This window comes from Dyadobacter jiangsuensis (assembly GCF_003014695.1).
Lineage (GTDB): Bacteria > Bacteroidota > Bacteroidia > Cytophagales > Spirosomataceae > Dyadobacter > Dyadobacter jiangsuensis.
On the sequence record NZ_PYAS01000001.1, the window covers coordinates 575,052 to 599,451 of the forward strand.

Consider the following 24,400-nt stretch of genomic DNA (forward strand, 5'->3'; position numbering starts at 1 on the left):
TTACGGAGGGATGTAAACGTACTATTTCTTTTCTTCGATCCTGTCGCCGAGCAGTTCCTTTTCTGCATCCGTCAGGTAATCCACCAAAGCGTAGCGCCGCGACTTGGTAATCGCCATTTCATCCATCACATCGACCATGTTTTTGTAGGTGGAAACTGCGGTAGGTTTGATCACGATCACGAGGGCATTGCGGTCGTCACTGGGCCTGCCTTCGAGCGTACTTACCCGCTTGTGTGCGGCGAAAATAACGTTCCGTAGCCCGATTCCCGCGTCTGTGGTTTTGAGTGAGGCGGAAGCCTTTTCATCGTTCGGAGCGATGCCATCCAGATAATAGACTTGGTCATGGCTACCCAGAAAAATGGTCAGGGCGCCCGATCCCTTGATTGGCAGGCCGTCTTCGTTTCCTTTGGCGGGAAAGAATGCGGAGATCGAAGTAGGCTTGCTCATGGTGGTGGCAAGCATAAAAAATGTGATCAGCAAAAAGCCGAGGTCTACCATGGGCGTCATGTCGACACGTGTGGACATGCGGGTTCTCATTCTGCCGGAGCCTGTACTGCGGGCGTTGCCGGATACTTCTATCGCTGCCATTTGTCAGGTTGGTTAGTGGTTTAAAAGAGCATTTAACCTTACTGATCAAATATATAATTTAATTTTATATAAAAACAAGAATAGGTCAGTCTTTTTCGATAAAACCTCAAACCGCTGCTTTGGGCTGACGAAGCAATTTGGGTTATCAAAGCATCGCCCCGGCAAAGCAGTTGGACCGGGACGATTTTCATTTCTTCTGCCGGGGAGCATTTTCATATTCTTTCAGGCAAGTATCCAGCGGCTTACCCTGGTTGTAAATGCAGTCGCAGAACTGTTGGCAGGCTTCGGGATCGCTGTTGCCCGGGCAGCCATTCGTACATTCCTCGGCGGAGTTGCCGGGACGAATGTCGTACAGGTAGGCATTACCGATGATGACGGCCGCAATGGCGGCGATGACCAGTCCGAAAAATGCGAATGGGAACTTGTTGCTGCTTGTCTTGTAGGCCGGTAGGCCGAGGTCGGCTGTCTTGAATGGCAGAATGTACCGCAGCCTGTCGAAGTACCAGCAAAGCAAATAGGCGTTCGCCAGGAGGATCAGCGTAACAATGCGGGTGCCTTCAAAACGGGTGGCGTACACCAGCACGGAGATATTGAGCATGATGGGGAAAGCCATGAGAGCTCCCAGTACCGCCGTACGCGGAATGAGGAGCAATGCGGCCGTGATCAACTGCCCCGCGCCGATAAATGTATAATAGTAGCCGGTCAGATGCAGCGCATCGAAGTAGTGACCAAGCGGATGGTTTGAGGGCAGTGCCGTAAACCTTTCACCCATCACCTTCACCATCCCCGAAGGAATAAACGCCATAGCCACACCAATGCGGCAAAAGATGGCAAAGTAGCGGAACCATTTGTTCCCTTTCGCTTCCACGTAAAATGCAGCCAGGCGGTTTAGAAGTGACATAGCAGTTGATTTTTCTTCAAATATTTAAAAAGTACTTTGTGTTACAAAGTTAATTAAAGAATTTTTTAATTCTAAAAGACAGCATCTCGGGCTTGTTGTATGTAGCGAATTTTCGACAATTAAATCGTATTAATTACTACTTCACTGACGGTTACATTGGATTAGATTAGGAGGTCACAATCTTCTCTGATGAACCGTTCCATGAAAAAGATATTTTTACAAACTACTCTGGCAATCGCCTTGGTATCAGGCATTTTAAATACTTCGTATGCACAGGTAGGTATAGGCACGCAGACGCCCGACGCCAGTGCGCAACTCGACATTGTTTCCACTGCCAAAGGTATGCTGGTACCTCGCATGACCACCGCCCAACGGACAGCCGTAGCGAATCCCGCGGACGGCTTGCTGGTATACGATACGGATAGCAAGCATTTCTGGTTCTATGCGGGCGGAAGCGGCTGGGGCAAGCTGGATAATGAACCGTTTACATTGCCGTATTCAGCCACGCAAAGCAGCACCCCGGGGTTAATGACGATTACGAACCAGGCCAATGGCTATGCGGCTAGTTTCAAGGTGGACCAGGCGGTGAGTACCAGTGCTGCCGTGAGGGGCGAGGTGAATTCCCAGTTTGCTAACTTTGGCGCGGCGGGTATTTTTGGCATTGCTTCTGGAAGCGTTGGGCAGGCGGGGGCGTTCCATGCCAGCAATCCGGCTGGCGACGGGAACGGAATTGTCTCAATTGTTGAAGGCACCGGCGACGCCGTTATCGCTCAGGCGAAGCAAACAGGTCATGCCATTTATGCCGCGCATTCGAATGCGGGCAATGCCATCAATGCTACCATCTCCGGCGCAGCTTCGGGAAAGGTTGCTTTTTTCGGGAATACGGCCGCTAACAATACCAATAATATCGTCGAGATCAACACGCAAGGTAAGGGAAATGCTTTTCTTGCCAACCACAGGGGAACGGCTGGTAATATTGCAGTGTTTCAAGCCGCGGGGGCCAACGTCGCCCGCATCGACAGGGCGGGGAAAGGGTATTTCAATGATGGTACCCAAAATTCCGGTGCCGACCTTGCAGAAGCTTTTGAGGTAACAGAGCACATTGCCGCTTACGAACCGGGTGATGTGCTGGCGATCGCCACAGAAAAGGACCGGACGGTGGAAAAAAGCACCGGGGCCTATTCCACGCTGGTACTGGGGGTGTATGCCACCAAGCCGGGCGTGCTGCTTACCGATCAGCCGGTAGACGTGGAAATGATCGACAGGGTACCGATGGGCGTGGTGGGGGTAATTCCTACCAAGGTATGTGCCGACGGCGGGGCCATTCACAGGGGCGATTTGCTGGTGACGTCCTCGCGGCCGGGTGTGGCTATGAAAGCCGATCCGGGCCAGATAAAGCCGGGCCAGGTAATCGGTAAGGCATTGCAGAACTACGCCGGGGATGGAGTCGGGAAGATCAATGTATTTGTGAATGTTAAATAAATGACAACGCCGCCGGATTTATCGGCGGCGTTGTCATTTACTCGCTTTTGAGGACTTTCGCGGGGTTGCTCCTGGCAGCGCGGGCGGTCTGCGAGCCGATCATGACCAGGGCCAGCAGCATCACGATCAACGCCCCGGCCAGCATTTCGGGGATACCGATGGGCTGGTGATAGGCAAATCGGGTAAGCAGTACTTTGTCGAACAGCAGGTAAGTAGCCGGCAGGGCTATCAGCGCAGCAACGGCCAGCAGCGCGATAAATCCGCGGCAAAGCAGGTATATCAATCCCGGTTCGCTGGCACCCAGTACTTTGCGGATGCTGATTTCCTTCAATTTGGTTTCGGTTGTGAACACGACCATGCCGAAAAGGCCCAACGAGGCAATGCAAATAGCCAGAAAGGCCAGAAAGCCTATTACTTTCACCATCATGGAAAACTGGCTGTATGCATTTTCAATCTGATCATCATAAAAATTCGCTTTCAGCGGGTGTACTTTGTCGAATTGTTTCCAGGCCGATTCAATTTTCGCCATCGTGCTTTCCAGGTCGGTAGAGGCCATTTGGAGGTTCAGGTAGCCCCATGGCTCGCTTTTGGAATAGCGGAACATCACCGGCTCGATCTTGTTTTCGACGGTTCCATAATGGAAATCTTTCATGACGCCAATGATCGTCAGGTCCCGTCCGTCGACCGACAAAACGTGCCCTAATGCCTTCTGCGGGTCGCGTCCGCCGATATTGAACCGTTTCAAAACCTGCTGGTTGACGATCACTTCGCTTTCTTTTCCTTTTTCGGGGCGCAGCGTGAAGTTGCTGCCGCTAATCAGCTTGTGCTGGTGAATAGGAAGGTAGTTTTCATCCACCGTATTGACCCAAACCAATGCGGAATCTCCCGGTGATGCATTGCTGGGGCGGTATTTTACATCAAAGCCATACATGCTTCCCAGGCTGCTGACCATGCTGGAGTGCGCGATCTGTGTCACACCGGGGATTTCCGAAAGCTCTTTTTTTAATGTTGCTGCATCGGTGCCGTTCAGTTTGATATTCAGGATGTTTTCGGTCGTGAAGCCGAGGTCGAAATTCAGGAAGCCTTTGTACTGGCTGTACCCCACGAGCGTGGTGGCGATGAATACCAGCGAAAGGGTGTATTGAGCGACAATCAGCACCCGCCGTAAGCCGATGTGTTTGAAAATCCGGAGCCCGGAAGCATCTTTCATGGCAGACAGTGCATTGATTTTCGAAAAGAAAACCGCCGGAAGAAATCCTGCCACGAAGCCGGTAATGACTGCCAGCGCAATAAAGGAAAGCACGGACCGAACGGAAAGGTCGAGTGTGAATATTTCGGGAATATGCGGGTCGAGCGCCAGGAACTCGCGACGCAGAAGCAGGTACAACCCGAAAGAAAAGACCAGGGCCAGGAAGGAGATCAGTACTGCCTCGGTCATGAATTGCCCCAAAACATGGCTCCTGCGTGCGCCTATAATCTTGCGTACGCCCACCTCGCGCGAGCGCCTGAGCGACCGCGCGACCGACAGGTTGGTGTAATTGAAACAGGCCGATAAAATGATTACGAAAGCCAGCCCGCCCAATATCCAGAGCGTAACAGGCTCCATGCGGGGCCCCATATTGTTGGAAAGCTTCCTGCCTAATGCGATGTCTTTCAAAGGTTGGAGCGACAACGTTACCTTTTTGTGGAGCAATGCCTTGTTTTCTTCTTTGCTGATTTGATTGAGTGCCCGCTGCACGCCTGCCGTGCTGCCGTTTTTGGAGAGGGTTATGTAGGTGTAGTTGGACCATACATTATCCCAGTTGTAAAATCCATCCTGCTTTTTACCCATTGTCGCATCCGCGCTGGCGAACGACAGCAATGCATCGAAATGGATGTGGGAAAGGTGTGGAATATCCCTGGCGATGCCGGTAATCTGGTATTCGAGCGTGTCGAAGCGTACGGTTTGGCCCAAAACCTGGGTACTGCCGAACAGCCGTTCTGCCGTTTTTTCTGTCAAAACCAGCGAATAGGGCGCTTGGAGGGCCGTTGCCGGATCGCCTGCCAGGAGCGGAAAAGTAAATACTTTAAAGAATGACTGATCGGCCCAGGTGCCTTCCAATGGAAAAGTATTTTGCCCCACCTTCGCATCCCCTGAAAATCCGTTGCGCAGGATGGTAAAATTCTCCACGCCCGGAACGTCTCCGGCAAGTCTTTGAGCGGTCCTTATGGAGCTGGATGCCAGGTCCGTCGGCGCCTGGCCGTCGTTCTGGTGGTGGGTGAGGACGCGGAAAATGCGGTCTTTCTTTTCATGAAAATCATCGTAGGAACGCAAGTCGTTCACGATGGAAATCACCAGCAACCCAACCGACATGCTCACGGCAAGGCCTACGACGTTGATGAATGAGAAGAGTTTGTTGCGGACGAGGTTACGCCTCGAAGTTTTAAAATAGCTGCCGATCATCATGAAATGGGTTAGAAAAGTGAGAGGTTCTATTTTGCGGATGGTGTAGGGTCTGAGGAACTTGATCACATCGAGCCAATAAACCAGCCGTGCATAGCGGAGGCCTTTCCGGCTCACATTCCGGACAAAATATTCGTAGAGATCGCCTTCCAGATCTTCGAGCAGCCGGGGTCGGCAGTACCATCTCAGGAAGGCCGTGGCCCATTGCGGAGGTTGCGGATCCTTGTTCATATGGATCCTTCCAGGTTAAAGCCGGGGATATTCCGCCAGATGGCCTCGCGCAGCTCCTTAGCACGCATGAGCGCCACCTTACCCGCGTGGGTAACTTCATAAAAGCGTTTTCGTTTGCCCCCTCGCGTGGCGCTGGCATCGCCCAGGTGGCTTTTGGCCAGCCCCTTTTCTTCGAGCCTGTTGAGCACGGCATGTACTACGCCGAGTTTGGCAGAGCGGCCCGTGTACCTTTCCAGTTCATCACAAATAGCCACGCTGTATGCTTCGGCAGCGAGCGCGGCAATGGTGAGCAGTACCAGTTCTTCAAATTCGCCAAGGTTAGTCCCTTTCATCTGGCCGACAATGGTTTAGTCTATTTAGTCATTAAATGTATGTATTATTAAAACATAAAATCATGTTTTGTATGTAAAATATTTTTAAGCTTAAAATCTATATTATTTATATCCCCCGGTCCAAAGACCGGGGCAATGGGACTGGCGGGGGAACAAAAAGAGGTTGCCGTTGCCGACAACCTCGCTTCGCAATTTTTCAAGTGCTATTCTTAACACACCTGACTACACTTGTCTATCTCTGACAATTCTTGACAATGCCTGACAACTCTTGACAATGCCTGACAATTCTTGACAACTCCTGACAATACGGAACATTACCAGCCCGGATTCTGCCCCAGAGCAGGGTTTCTGATACGATCGGGTTCCGGAATAGGGTAGAGGTATTTCTTGTCCGCCCATTCGCGCTGTCCGGGGTTCCACATTACTTCGCCGGAAGTGCCTTTTGATAGCTGGATGCGGCCTACGGCAGTCGATGGGCTCACGTCCACGAATGCAATGCCGGGTGTGGTTGAAGTAGGTTTTGTTCCCTGGTAGAAGTGCACGTCGTTTTTACCGTCGCCGTTCAGGTCGTATTCGCCGAGGGCTGGTACGTACATGCCGTTCATAGGCGTATCCTGGAACAGGCTACCCAGTTTCCATCGTCTCAGGTCGTCGGGGCGGAGGCCTTCGAACACCATTTCGGTACCTCTTTCACGCAATACTTCCAGCAACACGGCATTGGTGAACTTGCCGCCAAAGAACGATACCATATAAGGATCGGCCGTGGTAGGAAGGCTCGTCAATGTTGCGCCGGTGATTCCTGCACGCTTGCGCAATGCGCCGATGGTGTTGGTCCATTCCGCGTCGGTCATTTTGTCGAGTTCGGTCAGAGCTTCTGCTTTGTTCAGGAGCACTTCCGCCCAGCGCATGATAATATGCGCGTTGTCGTTGCGGCTTTCGTCGTCGAAAGGGAAACGCTCGTCGTAGCACCATTTGATGGGCTGGTAGCCGGTGTAGGTCTGGGTGAAATTCGGTGGGGCAATGACAGGCGCGCCGTTTTCGGTACGGGTGTAGTCGCCGGTGCGGATGGTTTGCTTCAAACGCAAATCACGGTTTTTGACCTCTTCCACAAATGGAGTCGTTTCGTAACCCTTTTTGCTGGTGAAAGGAGTCCCATCCAGATTCAGATAGGTATTGACAAACCGGCGTGTCAGGCTGGGACGGTTACCGTAAGTTGGGCTGATGAACCGGCGGTTGGCCGAGCTGTACACCTGCAAGCTCGCGCTCAAAGCTACCGAAAGGATCGTTTCGTCGGTGTAAGCGCTTTTCGCGAGGAACAGTTCGCGGTAGGCTCTGTCGGGTGTAGTCGAATGCAGCGTAAAGCCGGTGATCGCGTTGGCTTCTTTCACTACCTCTTCATACCAGGTATTGGCCGTTGCCTGCTTGTTGTCCTCGGTATGGTATTTCCGCCACGATGCCTCGAACAATGCAATGCGCGTCTTGTACGCGCGGGCTACGTTTTTGGTAATGCGTGTTACCGACGGGTCGGAAGTCAATGTGATGTTCTCGATCGCGAAATTGAGATCCGCCAGCACTTTGTCCATTACTTCGTAACGGTTCATGCGAGCGCCATAGAGCGCGGCATCGTCGTCCACACCGATGGTCTTATCGATCCAGGGTACATCACCGAATCTTTTTACTTTATCAAAATAGAACAAGGCCCGGAAGAAGCGCGCGACGCCCAGGTAGTGGTTCTTGGTTAGGACAGTACTTTTTTCGGTATTTTCAATGAAGTAATTGATATTGCGCAGCTGCGTCCAGCTCCATCCGCTGCTGGTAATGGGGCTTAATGCGTTGACGGCAAGGTAGTCGTCGACGCCGTTTCGTGCCACGAGGTCGGAGTTATCGTCGATCTGGAACACGCCTACGTCCGTACCGGGAAGCAGGTCGTAAAAAGAACCCGCATAAAGTTCCAAACCGCTTTCGGAGCCGAACACGGCTTCATTGGTGGCGGTATCTACAGGTACTTCGTTCAGGTCGCAGGAACTTGCCGTAGCGAGCAGCATGACGGCAAGGGTATAGCTAAGTATTTTTTTCGTCTTCATAAATTCCATTAAAAATTGAGTGACAAGCCGATCGATACGGATTTCAGCATTGGGTAGTTGTAACCGTCACCCGAGCCGCCGCCGCCCAGGTCGCGGTCGGATCCGTAAATGCTGGTCACGTCGGTGTCGCGGGTCCATTTGTACAGCGGTGACCACGTCCAGATGTTTTCACCGGAAACGTAAACTTTCAGGTCGCGGGCGTGGATTTTCGAGGTAATGCGTTCAGGAATGGTGTATCCTATTTGCAGGTTTCTCAAACGGATATAGCCCACGTTCTGCATGTAACGGTCGTTGGCAACCTGCAACGCGCGGCCCGAGCCTTGCGCCACATATCCTACAAGACGCGGCAGGTAAGCATCGAAGTTACCCAGCTCTTCGCGGTACATATTGTCCTTTTGCCAACGCGGATAGGCGTTGTAAGGGCGGTTGTACTGTCCCCAGAAACGCGCTTCCGATGATGGATACCAGTTTTGCTTCAATACACCCTGGAAAAAGGCGCCAAGGAAGAAGCCGTTCCAGTCACCCGACAGGTTCACCCCGTAGCTGTAACGTGGTTCGGAGTTACCGATAATGGTTTTATCCCCCGAGTTCCCCACACGGTTCAAACCCTGGTAAATCACATTGTCGCCATCCAGGTTCTGAAATTTCAGGTCGCCCGGATAGTTTTTGCGGGTGTTGGTGTTCGGGATGTTCGCCTGCGAAGGAGATTCGGCGATCTCGGCGTCCGACCGGAACAGACCTGCCACCTTGTATCCCCAGATCTCACCCACGCGCTGGCCTTCGTAATAGTCGGTCAGGTTTTTGTCGGGGTTGTTGTATTTGGTGATAGTCGCTTTGTAGTCGGCCAATGTGAAACGGACATTGTAATGGAATGGCTTAGACCCCATGTTGAACTGGTCGTCCCAGTTGATCGAAAGCTCCCATCCGTTCGTTTTCAGGTCGGCATAGTTTCCTTTTGGAACGCCCGTTCCAAAAACCGCAGGCAGTGTCGGTCCAACGGTGAACATGTCCGTCGTTTTGCGCTGGTACATATCTCCCGAGAATTGGAGACGGCCGTTCAGCGCATAGAAATCCAGACCAAGGTTGGCGGTAGTAGCCGTTTCCCAGGTCAGGCCGTTCGGTACAACGCCCGGCATGCTCGTTGTTTGCGGACGGATCCCGTTGATCACACGTCCGGATTGCGAAATGTTGAATTTCTCATTGAATGTGTACGGGTCGATATTACCATTACCCAGCGATCCGTAAGAAGCACGGACTTTCACGTTGGAAAGGATTTTCGGGTCCACTTTCCAGAATGGCTCCTCTGACACGCGCCATCCGGCCGATACCGACGGGAAGAATGCCCATTGCTGGTCGGTCGGGAATTTGGAAGAACCATCGTAACGACCGTTCACTTCAAGCAGGTAGCGCTCGCGGAAGTTGTAGTTCAAACGGAAAAAACCACCGGCGATGGCCCATTTGCGGTAACCGCCCTGGGTGGTAATGCTTTGTCCCAATGCGAGGTTAATATCGTCCGCGCCGCTGTACACGATACCATTGCGCTGCGCAGCCAGGTTGGTCGTGAGTGACCGCTCGTAGTTGAAACCGCCCAGCAATGTGAAGTTGTGCGTATTGTTGAACGACTTCACGTAGTCGGCGTAGAAGTTGGTAGCGAGGTAATTAATCGTGTTACGTCCTTCCGCAATGTCGTTGGTGTTGGTGCCGGTGTAGCCGATTACGCCTTTCGTGCGGCTGTATGGCACCTGCACGCGGATCTGGCTCGTCGCGAGGTCGGTGCTCTGGAACGTCATGTTGGCTTTGAGTGTCAGCGCTTTCTGGAAGAACTGTGCCTTCAGGGCCGTCTGGTTTTTGAGGAACCGGCGGGTCTGATCCTGCGCATTGCGGCCGTAGTAGTAATCGCCCACAGTATAAGCGGCAGAGAATGAGAGCGATCCGTCCGGGTTGGTCAATGGTGCCAGCGGGTGGCCTTCATCGGCGATGTTACGGTAAATACCGCTTCCTTCACCGACATTGAGCGGCTGGTGGTATTTCATCGACGAGAACTCCGTGTTGTTATCCACGCGCAGCCACGACGTAAGCTGCACACCGCCTTTACCGCGGAAGTTGTACATGCTGTATTTATCGGTGTTGTAGCGGAACAAACCGTCCTGGTTATTGAAGCGGCCGCTCAGCAGGTAAGTCGCTTTGTCGGTGCCGCCGGCGATGGACAATGCGTGGTCTTGTGCGCTGAGGTTTTTCTTGTAAAGCTCTTTATACCAGTCGGTGCTGTAATAGTATTGATACTCGCCCGTGGAAGGGTTCACTTCTACGCGGGGCAGCGAGGGATCTTCGTATCTCCGTTTGATCTCCGCCAGGTAGGCAGGGGAGAATGCAATGGTTTTGTTGATCGCCGTCGGCGTGCTTCCGTTATCGTTCCAGCGTGACCATGCGTCGCTGAAACCCTGTGCCCATGGATAAGAATCCACGATATTGTCTGGTACTTCGGTCGGTGCTTTGATTGAGTAGTTGGCCGAATAGGAAATCCGCATTTTACCTTCGGGCGCTGGTTTGGTGGTGATCAATACCACCCCGAAAACCGCTCTTGCTCCATAAATAGAGGCCGAAGCAGCATCCTTTAATACCGAAATACTCTCGATATCCTGCGGGTTCAGCATGCGCGGGTCGCCCTCCACACCGTCGATCAGGACGAGTGCACTGCCTTGCTGGCCAATGGAGGTCGTACCGCGGACGTTGAACTGGGGCGACTGGGTAGGTTTTCCGTCGAACATCCGGATGTTCAGGTTGGGTACGACACCCACCAGGCCTTGTGCGAGGTTAGGTACAGGACGGTTTTGAAGCACTTCCTGTCCCACCTGATCGACAGCACCGGTCAGGTTTACTTTCTTTTGCGTACCATATCCGACAACCACCACTTCGTTCAGTGATTTGCTGTCGGCCTTCAATGCGACATCGATGGTCGACCGTGTGCCCGTGGCAACTTCCTGGCTTGTGTAACCTACATAGGAGAACACCAGCACGGCACCGCCGTCGGGGATTTCGAGCGTATAGTTACCGCTTGCATCGGTGACCGTACCAGCCTGACTGCCTTTGATAACGACGTTCACACCGGGGATACCGTCGGGCGTATCCACATCAGTTACGCGGCCTTTGATCTGGCGGTCGGCTTTCACGATGCTCTTGTGTACGTTACCGGGCAGAATGCCGGTTTTAGTCGGGCTTGCCCAGCTCGTGCCGCCGATCATTGCGAGCAGCGCTGCATGGGCAATCGATTTTTGTAAGGCGCCTGCGCCAAGCGACCACCTTTCTTTACATCGATACATATGGGTGTAAATTTTGGGTATGGTGAATGAATTGAGTTAGTTCCGGTTTTGAGGCGACAAAATTGGGCAATCCGCATTATTTAAGGCTGCCGCGAATCGCTATTTAACAATATCATAATCTGGATCGCCAGACGAATCAGGGGGGATTTACGCCTTAGAAAGTCAAGAATGACTGAACAAATACTGTATTTGTTTAACTATATGATGAAAAAATATTAAAAATAAAATAGAGAAGTGCCGGGGTAGCAACGATAGGCTACATCGGGAGGGAGCGGCGCGGTGGGATGCGATCACGATTGAAAGGCTGAGATTGCGGGTTCTCTACGAATGATTGTTAATTTTAGCCGCATTAATTATTAAACTAAACCTTATGCGATTTAAATCAACCTCGTTGGCAGCTGCGCTGCTCCTGGCACTGACTGTTAGCTTTCACGCCGTGGCCCAGACCGGCCGTCCCGATCCCGAGAAAAAGCTGACCGAAATGGGTATTACACTGCCCAAAATCAATCCGGGTAAAGGAAATCTTCTGCGCACGGTGCGTGTGGGCAACCTCGTTTATCTTTCGGGCCACGGCCCTGACAAACCCGGCGGCGGCCAGATACTCGGCAAAGTAGGGGACGACCTCACCGTCGAGCAGGGTAAGGAAGCGGCCAAACTGTGCGGGATCGGCTTGCTGGCCTCATTGAAACACGAGATAGGCGACCTGAAAAAGGTGAAAAGGGTAATCAAAGTGCTGGGCATGGTGAACTCCACGCCAACGCTGACTCAGCAGCCGCAGGTTATCAATGGCTTCACCGATTTCATGGTCGAAGTTTTTGGCGAAAGCGGTAAGCATGCACGTTCCGCGGTGGGCGTGGCGTCGTTGCCTTCCGGGATTGCCGTAGAGATCGAAATGATCGTGGAAGTGGAGCCGTAAGCAGTTTTTTATTGGAAAAGCCTTATTATTTATAAATCCGTTTTTGGAGGAGGATTTCCATACGGCGGGCAGGTGACGATGCCGCTGGCGGATATGTTCTGGGGAGCGTATTTTGGAATGCTGACCGATAAATTTGGTATCAACTGGATGGTCAACTATGATGATCCGGAAAAAATGCAAGGTAAATGACCGTCGAACAAGTATTAACACAACTTGAATCGCTCGGATCTGAAAAAGTGCGCGCCATGAATAAAAAAAATGGCGCGCACGAAAATCAGTTCGGGGTGAAAATGGGCGATATCAGGGGCATCGCGAACAAAATCAAGTCCGACCATGAACTAGGTCTGGCTTTGTGGGCTACCGGCAATATCGAGGCCCAGCTTTTGGGAATGCTGATCATGAAACCCAAACTGCTCTCCGTGGGAGAACTCGACCGGCTGGTACACGGAGTCAATTACGGTTGGGTGGCCGATTGGTTTTCGTCCTATATTGTAAAGGAGCATCCGCAAAAAGAAGAACTTCGTGAAGTTTGGATGGAATCGGATTACCCGTGGGCGGCACGTGCGGGATGGAGCCTCACGGCCGGGCGCGTGACACGCACCCCCGAGGGGATCGACGTTCCGGGTCTGCTGGATCGCATTGAATCTGAAATGCCCACAGCCCCTTCCGAGGTACAATGGACTATGAACACCACCCTGGCGCAGATCGGGATTCATTTTCCGGAGCTTCGGGCGCGTGCGCTGGCGATCGGCGAAAAGCTGGGCATTTACCGCGATTATCCGGTTTCAAAGGGTTGTACATCTCCCTTTGCACCCATTTGGATCAATGAAATGGTGAGCAGGCAGAGTAAATAATGGCTACTCAGCGCCTGATCAGAAAGAATCCTTTGTCATAACCGGCCTTCTCGTGGTCGATCTCCATTTCCTGCTCGCCTGCGACGAACGATTCGAACTCCATTTTGATTTCGTAGCCTTCAAAATGTTTGAGAAAATCCTTCTCATTGAAAAACCAGGCCGGGTAATGCGCCTCATAGATCTCTGGCGGCACTACTTGTAATGTGAGCCGGTCGGGTCGATCGGCTTTGATGAACGCTGTGCGGTCGATGAGGATGTATTTGAAATCATATTGTTTGATCTCTTCCAGAAAGTCGTGCGGCTTTTCGAGGTATTGCACCACGCTCGAAAGCAGCAGCACGTCGGCCTTCCGGGCCTTCAAACTTTCTTTGATCGTAAAATGGAATTTCAGAATTTCGTCTTCGAAGAACTCCTGTCCGCACCGAACGTAATTATCCTGCTCCACGACACTCCAATGCAGATCTACTACCGGCGGGATAACGTCCCTCACCTGGTAATAGGTGCTGCCTAATGAGCCTCCGAAATCAAGGACATTCAGATTGTTGCCGCATTCAACAGCGGTATAAAGAAGGGCTGAAATGACTGAGTAGGGGTAAATTTTTTTATCAAACAGCACCGAATCGCGCTCGTAAACTGCCTGGCCATTCTTTACTTTGAGGAGCGCGTTCTTGGTTTTGTCCAAAATGGCTTCTGCTTCGTAGCCGCCCGACAGCGCGGTGAGTGCTTCCCACTTTTTATAGTCGCCAAACCAGCCGTAAGGATTTTTTTTCTTCGGTTTAAAGAAGCCCATATTTTTCTTTTAGATCGCCCGCAATTTATGACATTATTCAGTAACTCGGCTATAATACGATATTAGCACAGTCAACTCCGTGATAATGAGCAATGTTTGATTTTATGTGTCTGAATGTCAATTAATTCTGAACGACATTTACAACCTTGTTATGAAAAAAATGATCAGTTATATATTATTTTACCAACCGAAGGGATAGCTACATTCGCAATTTATCTTTGATATTTGTAGTAGAAGTTACCCTCTTCTACCCCTAACATACTTTAATGCAGAATTTTTGTACCCTTTTTAATTCGGGCTACCTCTCGCGGGGATTGGCGATGTACAATTCGCTGCTCCGGCAAGGGGGTGATTTTCACTTGTATATTTTCGCATTCGACGATGCTTGCGACGCCTTGCTGCGCCGGCTTAATTTAGTGAATGCGACAATTATTTCGCTGCACGAATTTGAAACCCCCGAACTGCTCGCGGTAAAAAGCAGCCGCACGGCAGGGGAGTATTGCTGGACTTGTACCTCTTTCACGATCTGGCATTGTATTCATGCGTTTTCGTTGGATCATTGCACCTATCTCGACGCCGATCTCCTGTTTTTTACCGATCCGAAAGTCCTGACGGACGAGATGGGCGAAAAATCGGTATTGATCACCGCGCACCGGTATGCGGCGCAATATGATCAGTCGGAAAACAGCGGCATCTATTGCGTGCAGTTTGTCACTTTCAGGAATACGGAGGAAGGGCTTGCGGTGCTGGCGTGGTGGATGAACGCCTGCCTGGAATGGTGTTATGCACGCTTCGAGGACGGCAAATTCGGGGACCAGAAATACCTTGATGACTGGACGGAGCGCTTCGCGGGCGTACACGTGCTCGCACATCCGGGCGGGGGCGTGGCGCCCTGGAATGCCATTGATTATACTTGTGAAAACGAAAATGGGCAACTGTATGTGCAGAGAACGAATACGGAAAAGGTGCCGCTCGTGTTCTATCATTTCCACGACTTCCGGTACTGCATCGACAAGAGTTTCCGCCTCACCGCCGAACAATATCGTCTCCCGGAAAGTATGATCCGGCTCGTGTACAGTACTTATATCAAAGCACTCTCTTCCGCGGAATCCCAGATCCTGCGGGTTGATCCTGCGGCTGTTTTCCATGAGCAGCCGATGGTCCTGAAATGGATCCGAGTCAGTCTGTCGCGACGTATACAGTTCGGGTTGCGGGGGCGCTATAAGAATTATACAAAAAGGAATGCATTAACCTAATCTAAATCGTAAACACCCCTTGGCTCGTTTAATCAATCTAAAAACCATTACGGACACCCGCGGGAGCCTGACCGTGATCGAGCGCGTAATTCCGTTCGAAATCAAACGTATTTTTTACGTTAATGGTCCTGATCATTTCAAAACCGGTACAAAGCGCCAGCGTATGAAACAGGCGGTGATTTGTCTGAAAGGGAGCTGCCTTATCTCCAACCATACCGGCAGCGAAGAGCAGCATTTTATCCTTAATTCGGCTGACCAATGCCTGCTGCTGGCGCCGGAAGACCGGCACGAGATGCTTGAACTCACCGACGAATCTATTCTGATGGTACTCGCATCCGAGCCGTTTGAGCAAGAGGAATGCGTGCAGGAGCCCCGGCAGTATGAGTTTTCGCTTTCTTAATGGGTTGTTAAAGAGTATTTTGCATTGCATATGCTGCCGAAAATTACCATTGTGACTCCCTCGTTCAACCAGGCGAAATACCTGGAAAGTACCATTCTTTCGGTGCTGGGGCAGGGGTATCCCAATCTGGAATACATCATTGTCGATGGCGGCAGCACGGACGGCTCGGTGGATATCATCCGGAAGTATGAGCACCAGCTCGCCTGGTGGGTGAGCGAGGCGGATAAGGGTTTGTACGATGCCCTGCAAAAGGGCTTCGGTCGGTCTTCGGGCGACATTATGGCCTGGCTCAATGCCGATGATATGTACCATGCTCAATCCCTTTTTACCGTAGCCGAGATTTTCAACCGGTTTACGGATGTAAAATGGATCATGGGCGCCAATACTTTTTTCGATGAAGCGGGAAGGCCTTTTCTCTACGACGACCTCCTGTATGGCCAGCGCTGGTCGCGGTTGCGGCTGCAATTATCCGACGGCGGGTTCATTCAGCAGGAATCGGTCTTCTGGCGGCGCAGTCTATGGGAAAAAGCGGGCGGTTTTATTGATCAGAATTATGCATTAGCGGCCGATTTTGAACTTTGGCTCCGTTTTTTCAGGCATGAACGCTTGTATACTACGTCGTTCATGCTGGGAGGCTTCCGTTTCCGGAGCGAAAACCAGAAGAGCTACAATCAACGCGGTCAATACCTGACTGAGATGAAACAGTTGCTGGTAAAGGAGAAAAGCAATGCATCGCAGCTGGGTTTTAACCGGCTCGTCTTGATGCTGATTAAATTGATTCCAAAACGAAAGTGGCGCAACCGCATGGCGGCGAAGCAACTCGGCCTGCCGCCCAAAATTGTAGCCGACCGGAATGCCGGAATGGTGATGCTGGAAACTTCTTAATGGTTGAAAAGCCGTTCTTTCAGCCTCTTGAATAAAAACCTCAGATAAATGGCCGGACCGAAATGCTTCAAAATCAATCCGGCTTTTTCCTTTTCAAAAATGCGGTCTTTTTGCAGCGATGATATGCCCGTATCATTGAAAATGGCAATGTTAAAATCCCTGAAAGTGAAGTGGTAATGCTTGTCGCTGTGGCATTGCATATTGAACACGTGGTCGGCTGAGATGCGGTAACGCGTATCGTACCTGCGCACGGAGAATACCCCTGCCGGGTAAATGATCGCCTGGTGGTTGATGCCCGTTTTCGCTTGCTTATAGTCCTGCATTTCACCAAGATACTTTCGGCCGGCTTTGATTACACTGCCGTAGTAGATGGCATGAGAGTCGGTAAGCTCTTTGGCCATTCGCGAGAACTCGGGCGTCAGTATATCGTCGGCGCCGATGAAATAAATCCATTGCCCCTTTGCGTGGTCGAGGGCTTTGTTCATCGCTTCGTAAATGCCGCCGTCTTTTTCACTTTTCCAGAAGGCAAGTTTGTCGTCATTTCTGCGAAGGATGGCAGGCGTGCCGTCGGTGCTACCGCCATCCATGACGATGACTTCGATAGGGAGATACTGCTGGTCGTAGATGCTGTCGAGGCATCTCTGCAAAAACTTTTCTGCATTGTAAGTCACCAGGATGACGGAGATCAATGGGGTGCTAATCATGCATTAAAGCGCAAATTCTCTCTCTGCCAGTCCAACCGGCTCGACATGAGCAAGATATTGATGAACCCCCTCGCGGCAATACACGGTTTTGTTCAGCAATGCCTCGGTAAGATAAGCTTCATTTTTTGGGCAGCGGGCACGGTCCACTTCGGGGTGATAAATATGGAACACAACCCCACCGAATTTGGCGGCGCGTTTCCTGACACCGGAGTTGAGGAGTCGCACGGCAATTTCGTTGTCTTCTCGGCCCCAACCATGAAAAACTTCGTTGTAGCCATTGACACGGAGCAAGTCTTCCCGCCAGAATGCCATATTGCAACCCCGCAATGCGTAAATATCGTGCGTTTTATAGCGATCTGCCATATACCTGCTCAACCAGGCGACGCTGAACCGGTTCGTGAAATTGCCAAGGCCCGACTGGAACGGCGTTACCCGAGCCTGCCGGCGGTCCAGCATTTTCTCGGAGAGCTCTTTGGTCATCAATACCCTGCTTCCTGCCACAAAGGAGCCGCGTTTGCTTAATGTGAGGTGGTCTTTGATAAAATGCCTGTGCAGAATGAGGTCGCCGTCGATCTGGATAATATAGTCGCAGGAGCTCATGGCAATGGCCTTGTTCCGGATTTTGGATAGTTGAAAGCCATTATCTTCCTGCCAGACGTGAATGAGTCTCACCGGAAACAGGGGCCTCATGGCTTCGATGACGTCCGCGGTTTGCCCGGTCGAGCCGTCGTCGGCAACAATCACCTCGTCGGGCAATACCGACTGCTCCAACACACTGAGCAAACAAAGCCGCAGTGCTTCCGGCCAATTGTAGGTGGAAATAATCAGCGAGCTTTTAGAGAAGGTTTTCATATCCATTAAGGCATCTTTTGACTTTTGTTAGCAGGGTATGTTGGATAATCTGGCGATGAACGGGCTCGTTCGACCGGGGCAATTCGTCGTGATGCAGGTGGTACTGTACTGCGCCCAGTTTCACGATTTTCTTGATAATGTTGTTGTTGATGAAGCGCGCGGCCAATTCTTCGTCTTCGTGGCCCCATCCGCTGAGCTCATTGTTATATCCGTTCACGCGGAGGAAATCGTCTTTCCAATAGGCGAGGTTGCTGCCGCGGACACTCCTGCAATTCATTTCCTTCCGCTGGCCGAGCGTTTGCAGCAAGGGCAACCGTAAGGCATTGAACCGGTTATAAACTCCTTTTGAAAAGAAGCCGACGTTCGTTCCGGCGTTTCGGAGCAATTCATTGGTTTTTGCGGGTGTGAGGCGCGCACGGGTACCGCGTATGAAAGCCCCGTGCTCCGCCGCAGCCAAATGATCCTGGATGAAAGAGGAATGCAGCAGTACATCGCCATCCACCTGGATCACGTATGAGCCCGAGCATTGTCCGATCGCCTTGTTAAGGATCTGGCTTTTGCGGAAGCCCTGGTCTTCGTGCCAGGCATGAATTATGGGCACAGGAAATACTTCCTGCATTTTGCGTATCACCGCTTTCGTCCGGTCGTCTGAACCGTCGTCGGCGATGACCACCTCCGTAGGTAAGGTTTTTTGCCTGATAACACTCAAAAGGCTGCAATGCAGCGCATCCGCCCAATTATAAGTTGCGATAATGAGCGATGTTGCCGGAGCGGAATCCATCAATAATCCTGAGTTATTATTCCCTGATACACCTGGTGTCGGATATTTCCTGCACGGCCTGATTGCCGACTATGTTCTCTCTTCCGACAGGATATAGCAAACACGAGACACACACGGATTAACCATGGTTGTAACCGAATGACGGTTATCGGTCAAAAAAATAGTTGCTGCTCCAAAAAGAGGAAAATAGGCAGTTCTGGCCGGGAGTTGGAGGGTTATTCTGGAAACCGCCAGTTACTTGTGTTGCATAAGATATGCCTGTATTTGGGCCGGAATGGCGGTAACAGGCTAGGAAGTAAATTGTTGATAGGGGACATGCTTTACGTTTGTTAGGGATTGAGCCGTCTTCTTTTATTGAGACGTCATAAAGATCAAAAAAATATAAGAATTACAGCAAGGGGGATTGTTATTTTTCTAATTTATTTTTAATCTTTTTGGGCGATGGTGGTAAGGTGCACACGCGAAAACTTCCGGCGCAAAAGGCCTCGCCGAGTCATTCGCATTGTAGTACTTTTTCGGGGGGAGTATCTGGTCTGTGAATACAAGGCTTTTGTGGCCTCATTGCGCACCTGAGAGGCTGTGAGGATATTTCCGAGCTCGTTTCAGCACGCGAGGTACACTGCCGGTGACTAGTGTTTCATCATTCGGATTGGCTTTTTCCCGGTGCCTCATGTTGTGGTATGCAAAAGTGTGATGGCCTTCCGGATGAACGTGCAGACTGCCGGGGTTCTTCGGCTCGCGGGGCTTTGGAAGGTGCGTTTTTGTGGTGGGAGAATTGGCAAAAATCGTATAATAATGACGGTACCCAATGGGCCGCTCTACATAATTTCTCCGTGGGGCATTTGGCTCCGCTCGTGATCAGCCAATGATAGCTAATGCCTTGAAATGACGCCTTATGCGTATACGTATGCCCGTGCGTGCTGCCCCCGCGCGCAGCACGGGAGAGCCGGACTGTCATGCTAATATCCGTCAACTGCCGTCGGGAGCTGCGAGGTGCTTTTTTGAAAGCTGCCTCAGAAGCGCGTCGGTTTGCGTATAGGTTACTTAAATACGGTCGCTATGAAACAGTTTTTGTACTCGATAATCACTTGCATTGCGTTTTTCGGCTGCAAACCAGCGGAAAATGCGGAGATGCCCGTTAAATACGGTTCCAACAATGGGAAATATCTGACGATCAGGAATACACGGGTATATTATGAAGAATACGGGAACGGGGTTCCGCTGCTGTTGCTGCATCAGGGTTTGGGATCCATTGAAAACCTCGGGGCTATTATCCCGGAGTTATCAAGGCATTTCCGGGTTATCGCGTATGATGCGCCCGGGCACGGCCGTTCGGAACAGGCCGATAGCCTGAGCGGGGCATTATTGGCGGATTACGGCTCCGCACTCATCGACCAGCTGAAACTGGATAGTGTTTACGTAATGGGATGGAGCATGGGCGGCAACACAGCACTCTTGCTCGGCGCGGACAGGCCCGACAAGGTGAGACAGGTAATAAGCGGCGCTTCCAATTCGAAATCAGCCGGATTGACGCAGGAAGGGCGTGACTTATTAAAAGAATATACGGTAGAAGCGGTAAAGGAAGATAAGGACTGGCTGGCTAATTATCAAAAAATGAACCCTCAGCCCGATAAATGGGTCAAATTTTGGGAGGATAATCAGAAAATGTGGGCGAGGGAAATCAAGGTGCCGGATGAAAAGCTTTCCAGCATTGCAGTTCCGGTACTGGTCATTCGAGGCGACCGGGATATGATCCGTTTGGAACACAGTATCGAAATGTACCGGCTGCTTAAAAATGGGCAGTTGTGTGTTTATCCTCACATCGGGCACGAAATGCCGGAATTGAAAGGTGATATGCTTTGCCGGATCGCGATCGACTTCCTGAAAGAAAATGAGGGCGGGGAAACGGGTAACTGACAGCATTCCCGACTGCCAATGCCAGTTACTCCGCCCCGGTTTTATTCCAGAATCAATGTGGCATCCCGCTCTTCCAAAACCTCGGTTTTAGCGCCGCGTTCGATCCATTTCGTGCGGATGATGAGCGTCAGCACAGCTATAATCAGCACCGCATAGCCTGCCCCGAGCCAAACCTGGCTGTCGATCCGGATGGTTTTAACAACGAGGTAACTGAATGCCGAGGTCGAAAGAATGTAGCCGCCGCCGGTGAGGCCGCTGGCCAGGCCGCCGAATTGTGAAAAGCGGGTGAGGCAATAGGCGAGCATGCCGTTGAAAATAAAACCCGATGCCGAGTGCAGCAAAATCACATACACCATGAGCGTGTACAGGTTGTGCAACTGTATTGTAAGCAAAATAAGCACTCCGGATACCGCCAGCTGCGCGACGGCCGCCGTGAATAATCTTTTGTAAAATGGCTTGGATATGAGTGCTTTGGATAGCAGGCTTCCGCCCAGCATGGCAAGGCCCGAAATCATGGAGCAGTTGCCCGTTACCGTCGCGGGGTAATGCATCACTTCTTCGATCAGGAACGGGCTCGACATATTATAAATCATCAGTACCGCATAAGATAATCCGAGAATGAGGAGGCCGGAGGTAAAATCCCAGGTCCCGAGCATGGAGCGGTAGGCATTGCTGATGGTCGTTAGCCGCAGTGGCGCTTTGGAGGCGATGGTTTCGCCACTGAACACGAGTTCCAGCACCAGGAAAGTTAAGCCGAAGAAGCCCAGAAAGTAGAAGTTGGATTGCCAGCCGAAATGGGTTTGCAGGTAACCGCCCAGGAAGGGGGCGATGATCGGTGCCGCCGACCAGATCACGGAAAAAAGGCTGGTGTAATGTTTTAATTTATCGCCTTCAAAAAGATCGAAAAAGAACGACCGCTTACTGACGACGATCACCGCTGACATTACGCCCTGAACCGCCCGCATTACGTAGATCATTTGCAGGCTTTCGGTATCGGCAATCACGAAACTGGCGGCGCTGAAACCGGCCAGCGCGAAAATGTTAGGCCAGAAACGGCCGTAGCTATCCAGTAATCCGCCAACGAGCAACTGGCTGACGCCATAGGTCGCGAGAAAAATGGAGATACACAGCTGAACCGCCTCGGGCGTAGCGTGCAACCGGGCACTCATGGCCGGAAGCGAGGGGATGAACACGTCGAGGGCAAAGCCGGTGATCGGGATCAGGGCGAGGGCCAGGACGGTGCTGACGGCTTTATTGGATTCTTTAAGTGTTTTCATATGCTTGCTATTAATGCACCAAAGGTAGGGCAGCAAGCAAACGCGCAGGTAATATGAATCAAACCAATGATTATACAAAACAAATGTCAATGGCTTTGCCGGAGTTGCTCACGGAAAAGCAGGGGAGTGGTTTGGGTGTTTTGCTTGAAATACTTGTTGAAATGGGAAGGGTACTCGAACCCGAGGGTGTAGGCGATTTGGGCGGCGTCCCAGTCGGTGTTCAGTAGCAATGTTTTAGCTTCTTCCACAATGCGCTCGTGGATGATTTCCCGGGTAGTTTTTCCGGTAGACTTTTTGAGGACATTATTGAGATAGTTGACATGGATACTCAACTGATCAGCGTAGGCGGCGGGAGTGAGCAATCTCAAAGGATTTTCGGGTGAATCGACGGGGAATTGCTGGTTAAGCAATCCGAAGAAACGGGAGATCAGCCGGTCGTTGCTGTTTTCGCTCGCGACGGGCCCCTGTAAGCGGATGCCTTCCAGGATGAGCATTTGCAGCAGGCTTCTGATCATATCGAACCGGTAAGTGTATGTGGTTGATAATAAGCTCTCCATCTCGCTGAAAAGGTGCCGAAACCGCTCCTGGCCGGGGACGTCGAGTGGGATTACTGCCTGAATGGCAGGGTTAAACAATGCGCTCCGGTAGCGAATCTCTTGCCGGACGCTGTTTAACAGGAATGTGTCGTTGAAAAGGCAGTAAAACCCGGTTTGCGATTCCGAAATCGCGTGGTAGGACGAGGGGACGCCGGGGTTTGAAAATATAATGCCGGCGCCTTCGATAGGCGTTTCCTTGCCGCCTGCCAGGTGCATACCGTCCCCGATGATCATGCATATCTTGTAATAGTCGCGCCGGTTGTAGGGCGTCATCCTGTTCAGGCAGGTGCGCTGTTTTACATTGAAATGGCTCACGTTCGCCTGTGAGGCCAACTCTGCCGGCATCGGTTGTTTTGTTCGTTCGTAGAACTGTTGCAGCGTTTCGGTATGCATGGCGGCTTTGCGTATTATACAAATCAAATGAAATGGGAGGCGGTTAAGTTCCCGCCGACCGCCGCGGGCGGATTAAAATGTGACGGTATGACCTGCATCATAGTTATTCATGCCATGTGAATGGTAAATTTCAGATCCGGCTTGCCTTATATGGGTGAGTTTTGAGTTGAGATATCAGATTTGGAATGGCAGGAGTATCGATTGAAGTGTTAAGGAATTGTATTTTAACGGTGAGCGCCGCCACTATGCTTTTTGCCTGTGGCGGGGAGCAAAATGAGGCCTCGGAAAAGGAAGCCGCGCGCGTTGAAACCATCGCGGACCTGGGGGCGCTGCCGCTCACGGTTGCCGACCCGGCCGATAATCCGTCGACACCGGAAAAAGTTGCATTGGGCAGGGTCCTGTTCTTCGATCCGGTACTTTCCGGGAACAAGGACGTGGCTTGCGCTACCTGTCATCAACCCGAATTCAATTACGCGGAGTTTCTGGAAACCTCTATCGGCGTCAATGGTGTCGGTCGTGGGCAGAGCCGCCGGTTCGTGGATCCGAACGATATTCCGTTTGTTAAAAGGAATTCCCAGAGCGTGCTGAATACAGCGTTCAATGGCCTTAAAAATAACGAACCATACGACCCGGCTTCCGCGCCGATGTTTTGGGACATGCGGGCCAAAGGGCTCGAACAGCAGGCGTTGGAGCCTATCAAAACGTTGGAGGAAATGCGTGGAAATGGTTACCACGAAAATGGCATCCTCGATGAGGTAATAGCCAGGCTATCGCGCATTCCTGAATACCGGACGCTGTTTGCAGTGGCCTTTCCGAAGGACCCGTCGCCCGTCAGCCAGTTGAACCTAGCCCGCGCCATTGCGGCCTATGAGCGCACGCTTGTGGCTACAAACACCCGTTTCGACCAGTACATGCGGGGCGACAGTAATGCGTTGTCCACCGGTGAAAAGGAGGGAATGAATGCATTCCTGGTAACAGGTTGTGCCAAATGCCACTCCGGCCCGATGTTCTCGGATTTCAAACTCCATACCCTGGGCGTACCCGATACCGAAAACCGGAAAGAGAGCGATTCGGGTGCCGATAAAAAATACGCATTCAGGACGCCGACGCTGCGTAATCTCCGGTTCACGGGGCCGTATATGCATAGCGGGAAGTTTGCGACCCTCGACCAGGTGCTGATGTTTTACGAAGATATCGCAGGCGGCAAGCTGCTGAACCCGAACGTCAAAGAAGGGCAGGTCGATCCGCTGGCAACGCATATGGACGTTAATTTCAAGGATATTTCACGAATTGTAGAGTTTTTGAATACGCTCAATGACGACTCCTTCGATAAGTCTATTCCCGAGAGCGTCCCAAGCGGCCTGCCGGTAATGGGGCGGTAGCGCGCTTGGTTTGAAA

At 51.5% G+C, this 24,400-nt stretch carries 20 protein-coding genes; 8 read left to right on the plus strand and 12 right to left on the minus strand.

The annotated features are described in order from the left end of the window. Positions 1–21 precede the first annotated feature (21 nt). The gene (locus tag CLV60_RS02140) at positions 22–588 is read right to left on the minus strand and encodes an ExbD/TolR family protein (RefSeq protein WP_106593724.1); all 567 of its coding nucleotides are present in this window, start codon (positions 586–588) and stop codon (positions 22–24) included. Positions 589–775: 187 nt separating this feature from the next. Beyond that, entirely contained in the window at positions 776–1,489 is a 714-nt protein-coding gene (locus CLV60_RS02145) for a hypothetical protein (RefSeq protein ID WP_106593725.1), read from the minus strand. A gap of 201 nt (positions 1,490–1,690) precedes the next feature. On the opposite strand from CLV60_RS02145, the gene CLV60_RS02150 reads away from it, so the two are divergent. After that, the gene (locus CLV60_RS02150) at positions 1,691–2,971 is read left to right on the plus strand and encodes a phage tail-like protein (RefSeq protein WP_106593941.1); all 1,281 of its coding nucleotides are present in this window, start codon (positions 1,691–1,693) and stop codon (positions 2,969–2,971) included. Between the two features lie 37 nt (positions 2,972–3,008). On the opposite strand, the gene CLV60_RS02155 is transcribed toward CLV60_RS02150, so the two are convergent. From CLV60_RS02155 to CLV60_RS02170, 4 genes are all read right to left on the minus strand, one after another. Continuing rightward, the gene (locus tag CLV60_RS02155; RefSeq protein ID WP_106593726.1) at positions 3,009–5,645 is read right to left on the minus strand and encodes an ABC transporter permease; all 2,637 of its coding nucleotides are present in this window, start codon (positions 5,643–5,645) and stop codon (positions 3,009–3,011) included. Further along, the gene (locus tag CLV60_RS02160; RefSeq protein WP_106593727.1) at positions 5,642–5,977 is read right to left on the minus strand and encodes a PadR family transcriptional regulator; all 336 of its coding nucleotides are present in this window, start codon (positions 5,975–5,977) and stop codon (positions 5,642–5,644) included. Before CLV60_RS02160 ends, CLV60_RS02155 begins: the two co-directional genes overlap by 4 nt. A gap of 314 nt (positions 5,978–6,291) precedes the next feature. Continuing rightward, positions 6,292–8,061: a RagB/SusD family nutrient uptake outer membrane protein gene (locus tag CLV60_RS02165; protein ID WP_170118693.1), complete on the minus strand. Its 1,770-nt coding sequence runs from the start codon at positions 8,059–8,061 to the stop codon at positions 6,292–6,294. Between the two features lie 8 nt (positions 8,062–8,069). Continuing rightward, complete coding sequence (locus CLV60_RS02170) at positions 8,070–11,381, minus strand: SusC/RagA family TonB-linked outer membrane protein (protein WP_106593729.1); 3,312 nt, start codon at positions 11,379–11,381, stop codon at positions 8,070–8,072. A 370-nt stretch (positions 11,382–11,751) separates the two neighbouring features. On the opposite strand from CLV60_RS02170, the gene CLV60_RS02175 reads away from it, so the two are divergent. Together CLV60_RS02175 and CLV60_RS02185 are read left to right on the plus strand one after the other, a co-directional pair. Then, positions 11,752–12,297 carry a RidA family protein gene (locus CLV60_RS02175; RefSeq protein WP_106593730.1) on the plus strand — a complete coding sequence of 182 codons (546 nt, stop codon included), beginning with the start codon at positions 11,752–11,754 and terminating at the stop codon, positions 12,295–12,297. A 185-nt stretch (positions 12,298–12,482) separates the two neighbouring features. Next, a complete protein-coding gene (locus tag CLV60_RS02185) occupies positions 12,483–13,151 on the plus strand; it encodes a DNA alkylation repair protein (protein ID WP_106593731.1) in 669 nt (222 codons plus the stop codon). Between the two features lie 7 nt (positions 13,152–13,158). Here CLV60_RS02185 and CLV60_RS02190 read toward each other — a convergent pair whose 3' ends face one another. Further along, the gene (locus CLV60_RS02190; protein ID WP_106593732.1) at positions 13,159–13,941 is read right to left on the minus strand and encodes a methyltransferase, TIGR04325 family; all 783 of its coding nucleotides are present in this window, start codon (positions 13,939–13,941) and stop codon (positions 13,159–13,161) included. A gap of 266 nt (positions 13,942–14,207) precedes the next feature. Here CLV60_RS02190 and CLV60_RS02195 point away from each other — a divergent pair, with 266 nt between their 5' ends. The 3 genes from CLV60_RS02195 to CLV60_RS02205 are packed head-to-tail and all read left to right on the plus strand — an operon-like array spanning position 14,208 to position 16,482. Beyond that, complete coding sequence (locus CLV60_RS02195) at positions 14,208–15,197, plus strand: glycosyl transferase (protein WP_170118694.1); 990 nt, start codon at positions 14,208–14,210, stop codon at positions 15,195–15,197. Between the two features lie 19 nt (positions 15,198–15,216). Then, entirely contained in the window at positions 15,217–15,597 is a 381-nt protein-coding gene (locus CLV60_RS02200; RefSeq protein WP_106593733.1) for a sugar 3,4-ketoisomerase, read from the plus strand. A 30-nt stretch (positions 15,598–15,627) separates the two neighbouring features. Further along, positions 15,628–16,482 carry a glycosyltransferase family 2 protein gene (locus CLV60_RS02205; RefSeq protein ID WP_106593734.1) on the plus strand — a complete coding sequence of 285 codons (855 nt, stop codon included), beginning with the start codon at positions 15,628–15,630 and terminating at the stop codon, positions 16,480–16,482. On the opposite strand, the gene CLV60_RS02210 is transcribed toward CLV60_RS02205, so the two are convergent. The 3 genes from CLV60_RS02210 to CLV60_RS02220 are packed head-to-tail and all read right to left on the minus strand — an operon-like array spanning position 16,479 to position 18,819. After that, positions 16,479–17,186: a glycosyltransferase family 2 protein gene (locus CLV60_RS02210; RefSeq protein ID WP_106593735.1), complete on the minus strand. Its 708-nt coding sequence runs from the start codon at positions 17,184–17,186 to the stop codon at positions 16,479–16,481. The genes CLV60_RS02205 and CLV60_RS02210 overlap by 4 nt on opposite strands. Before the next feature lie 3 nt (positions 17,187–17,189). Continuing rightward, positions 17,190–18,038 carry a glycosyltransferase family 2 protein gene (locus CLV60_RS02215; protein ID WP_106593943.1) on the minus strand — a complete coding sequence of 283 codons (849 nt, stop codon included), beginning with the start codon at positions 18,036–18,038 and terminating at the stop codon, positions 17,190–17,192. Further along, complete coding sequence (locus CLV60_RS02220; protein WP_106593736.1) at positions 18,022–18,819, minus strand: glycosyltransferase family 2 protein; 798 nt, start codon at positions 18,817–18,819, stop codon at positions 18,022–18,024. Before CLV60_RS02220 ends, CLV60_RS02215 begins: the two co-directional genes overlap by 17 nt. A 1,059-nt stretch (positions 18,820–19,878) precedes the next feature. Here CLV60_RS02220 and CLV60_RS02225 point away from each other — a divergent pair. Then, positions 19,879–20,736 carry an alpha/beta fold hydrolase gene (locus tag CLV60_RS02225; RefSeq protein ID WP_106593737.1) on the plus strand — a complete coding sequence of 286 codons (858 nt, stop codon included), beginning with the start codon at positions 19,879–19,881 and terminating at the stop codon, positions 20,734–20,736. A gap of 41 nt (positions 20,737–20,777) precedes the next feature. On the opposite strand, the gene CLV60_RS02230 is transcribed toward CLV60_RS02225, so the two are convergent. Both CLV60_RS02230 and CLV60_RS02235 read right to left on the minus strand, forming a co-directional pair. Beyond that, positions 20,778–22,013 carry an MFS transporter gene (locus tag CLV60_RS02230; RefSeq protein WP_106593944.1) on the minus strand — a complete coding sequence of 412 codons (1,236 nt, stop codon included), beginning with the start codon at positions 22,011–22,013 and terminating at the stop codon, positions 20,778–20,780. A gap of 86 nt (positions 22,014–22,099) precedes the next feature. Then, positions 22,100–23,002, minus strand: a complete 903-nt coding sequence (locus CLV60_RS02235) for a helix-turn-helix domain-containing protein (protein WP_106593738.1) — start codon at positions 23,000–23,002, stop codon at positions 22,100–22,102. Between the two features lie 245 nt (positions 23,003–23,247). Here CLV60_RS02235 and CLV60_RS02240 point away from each other — a divergent pair, with 245 nt between their 5' ends. Next, positions 23,248–24,384, plus strand: coding sequence for a cytochrome-c peroxidase (locus CLV60_RS02240; RefSeq protein WP_229210775.1), 1,137 nt, complete (start codon positions 23,248–23,250; stop codon positions 24,382–24,384). Positions 24,385–24,400 lie beyond the last annotated feature (16 nt).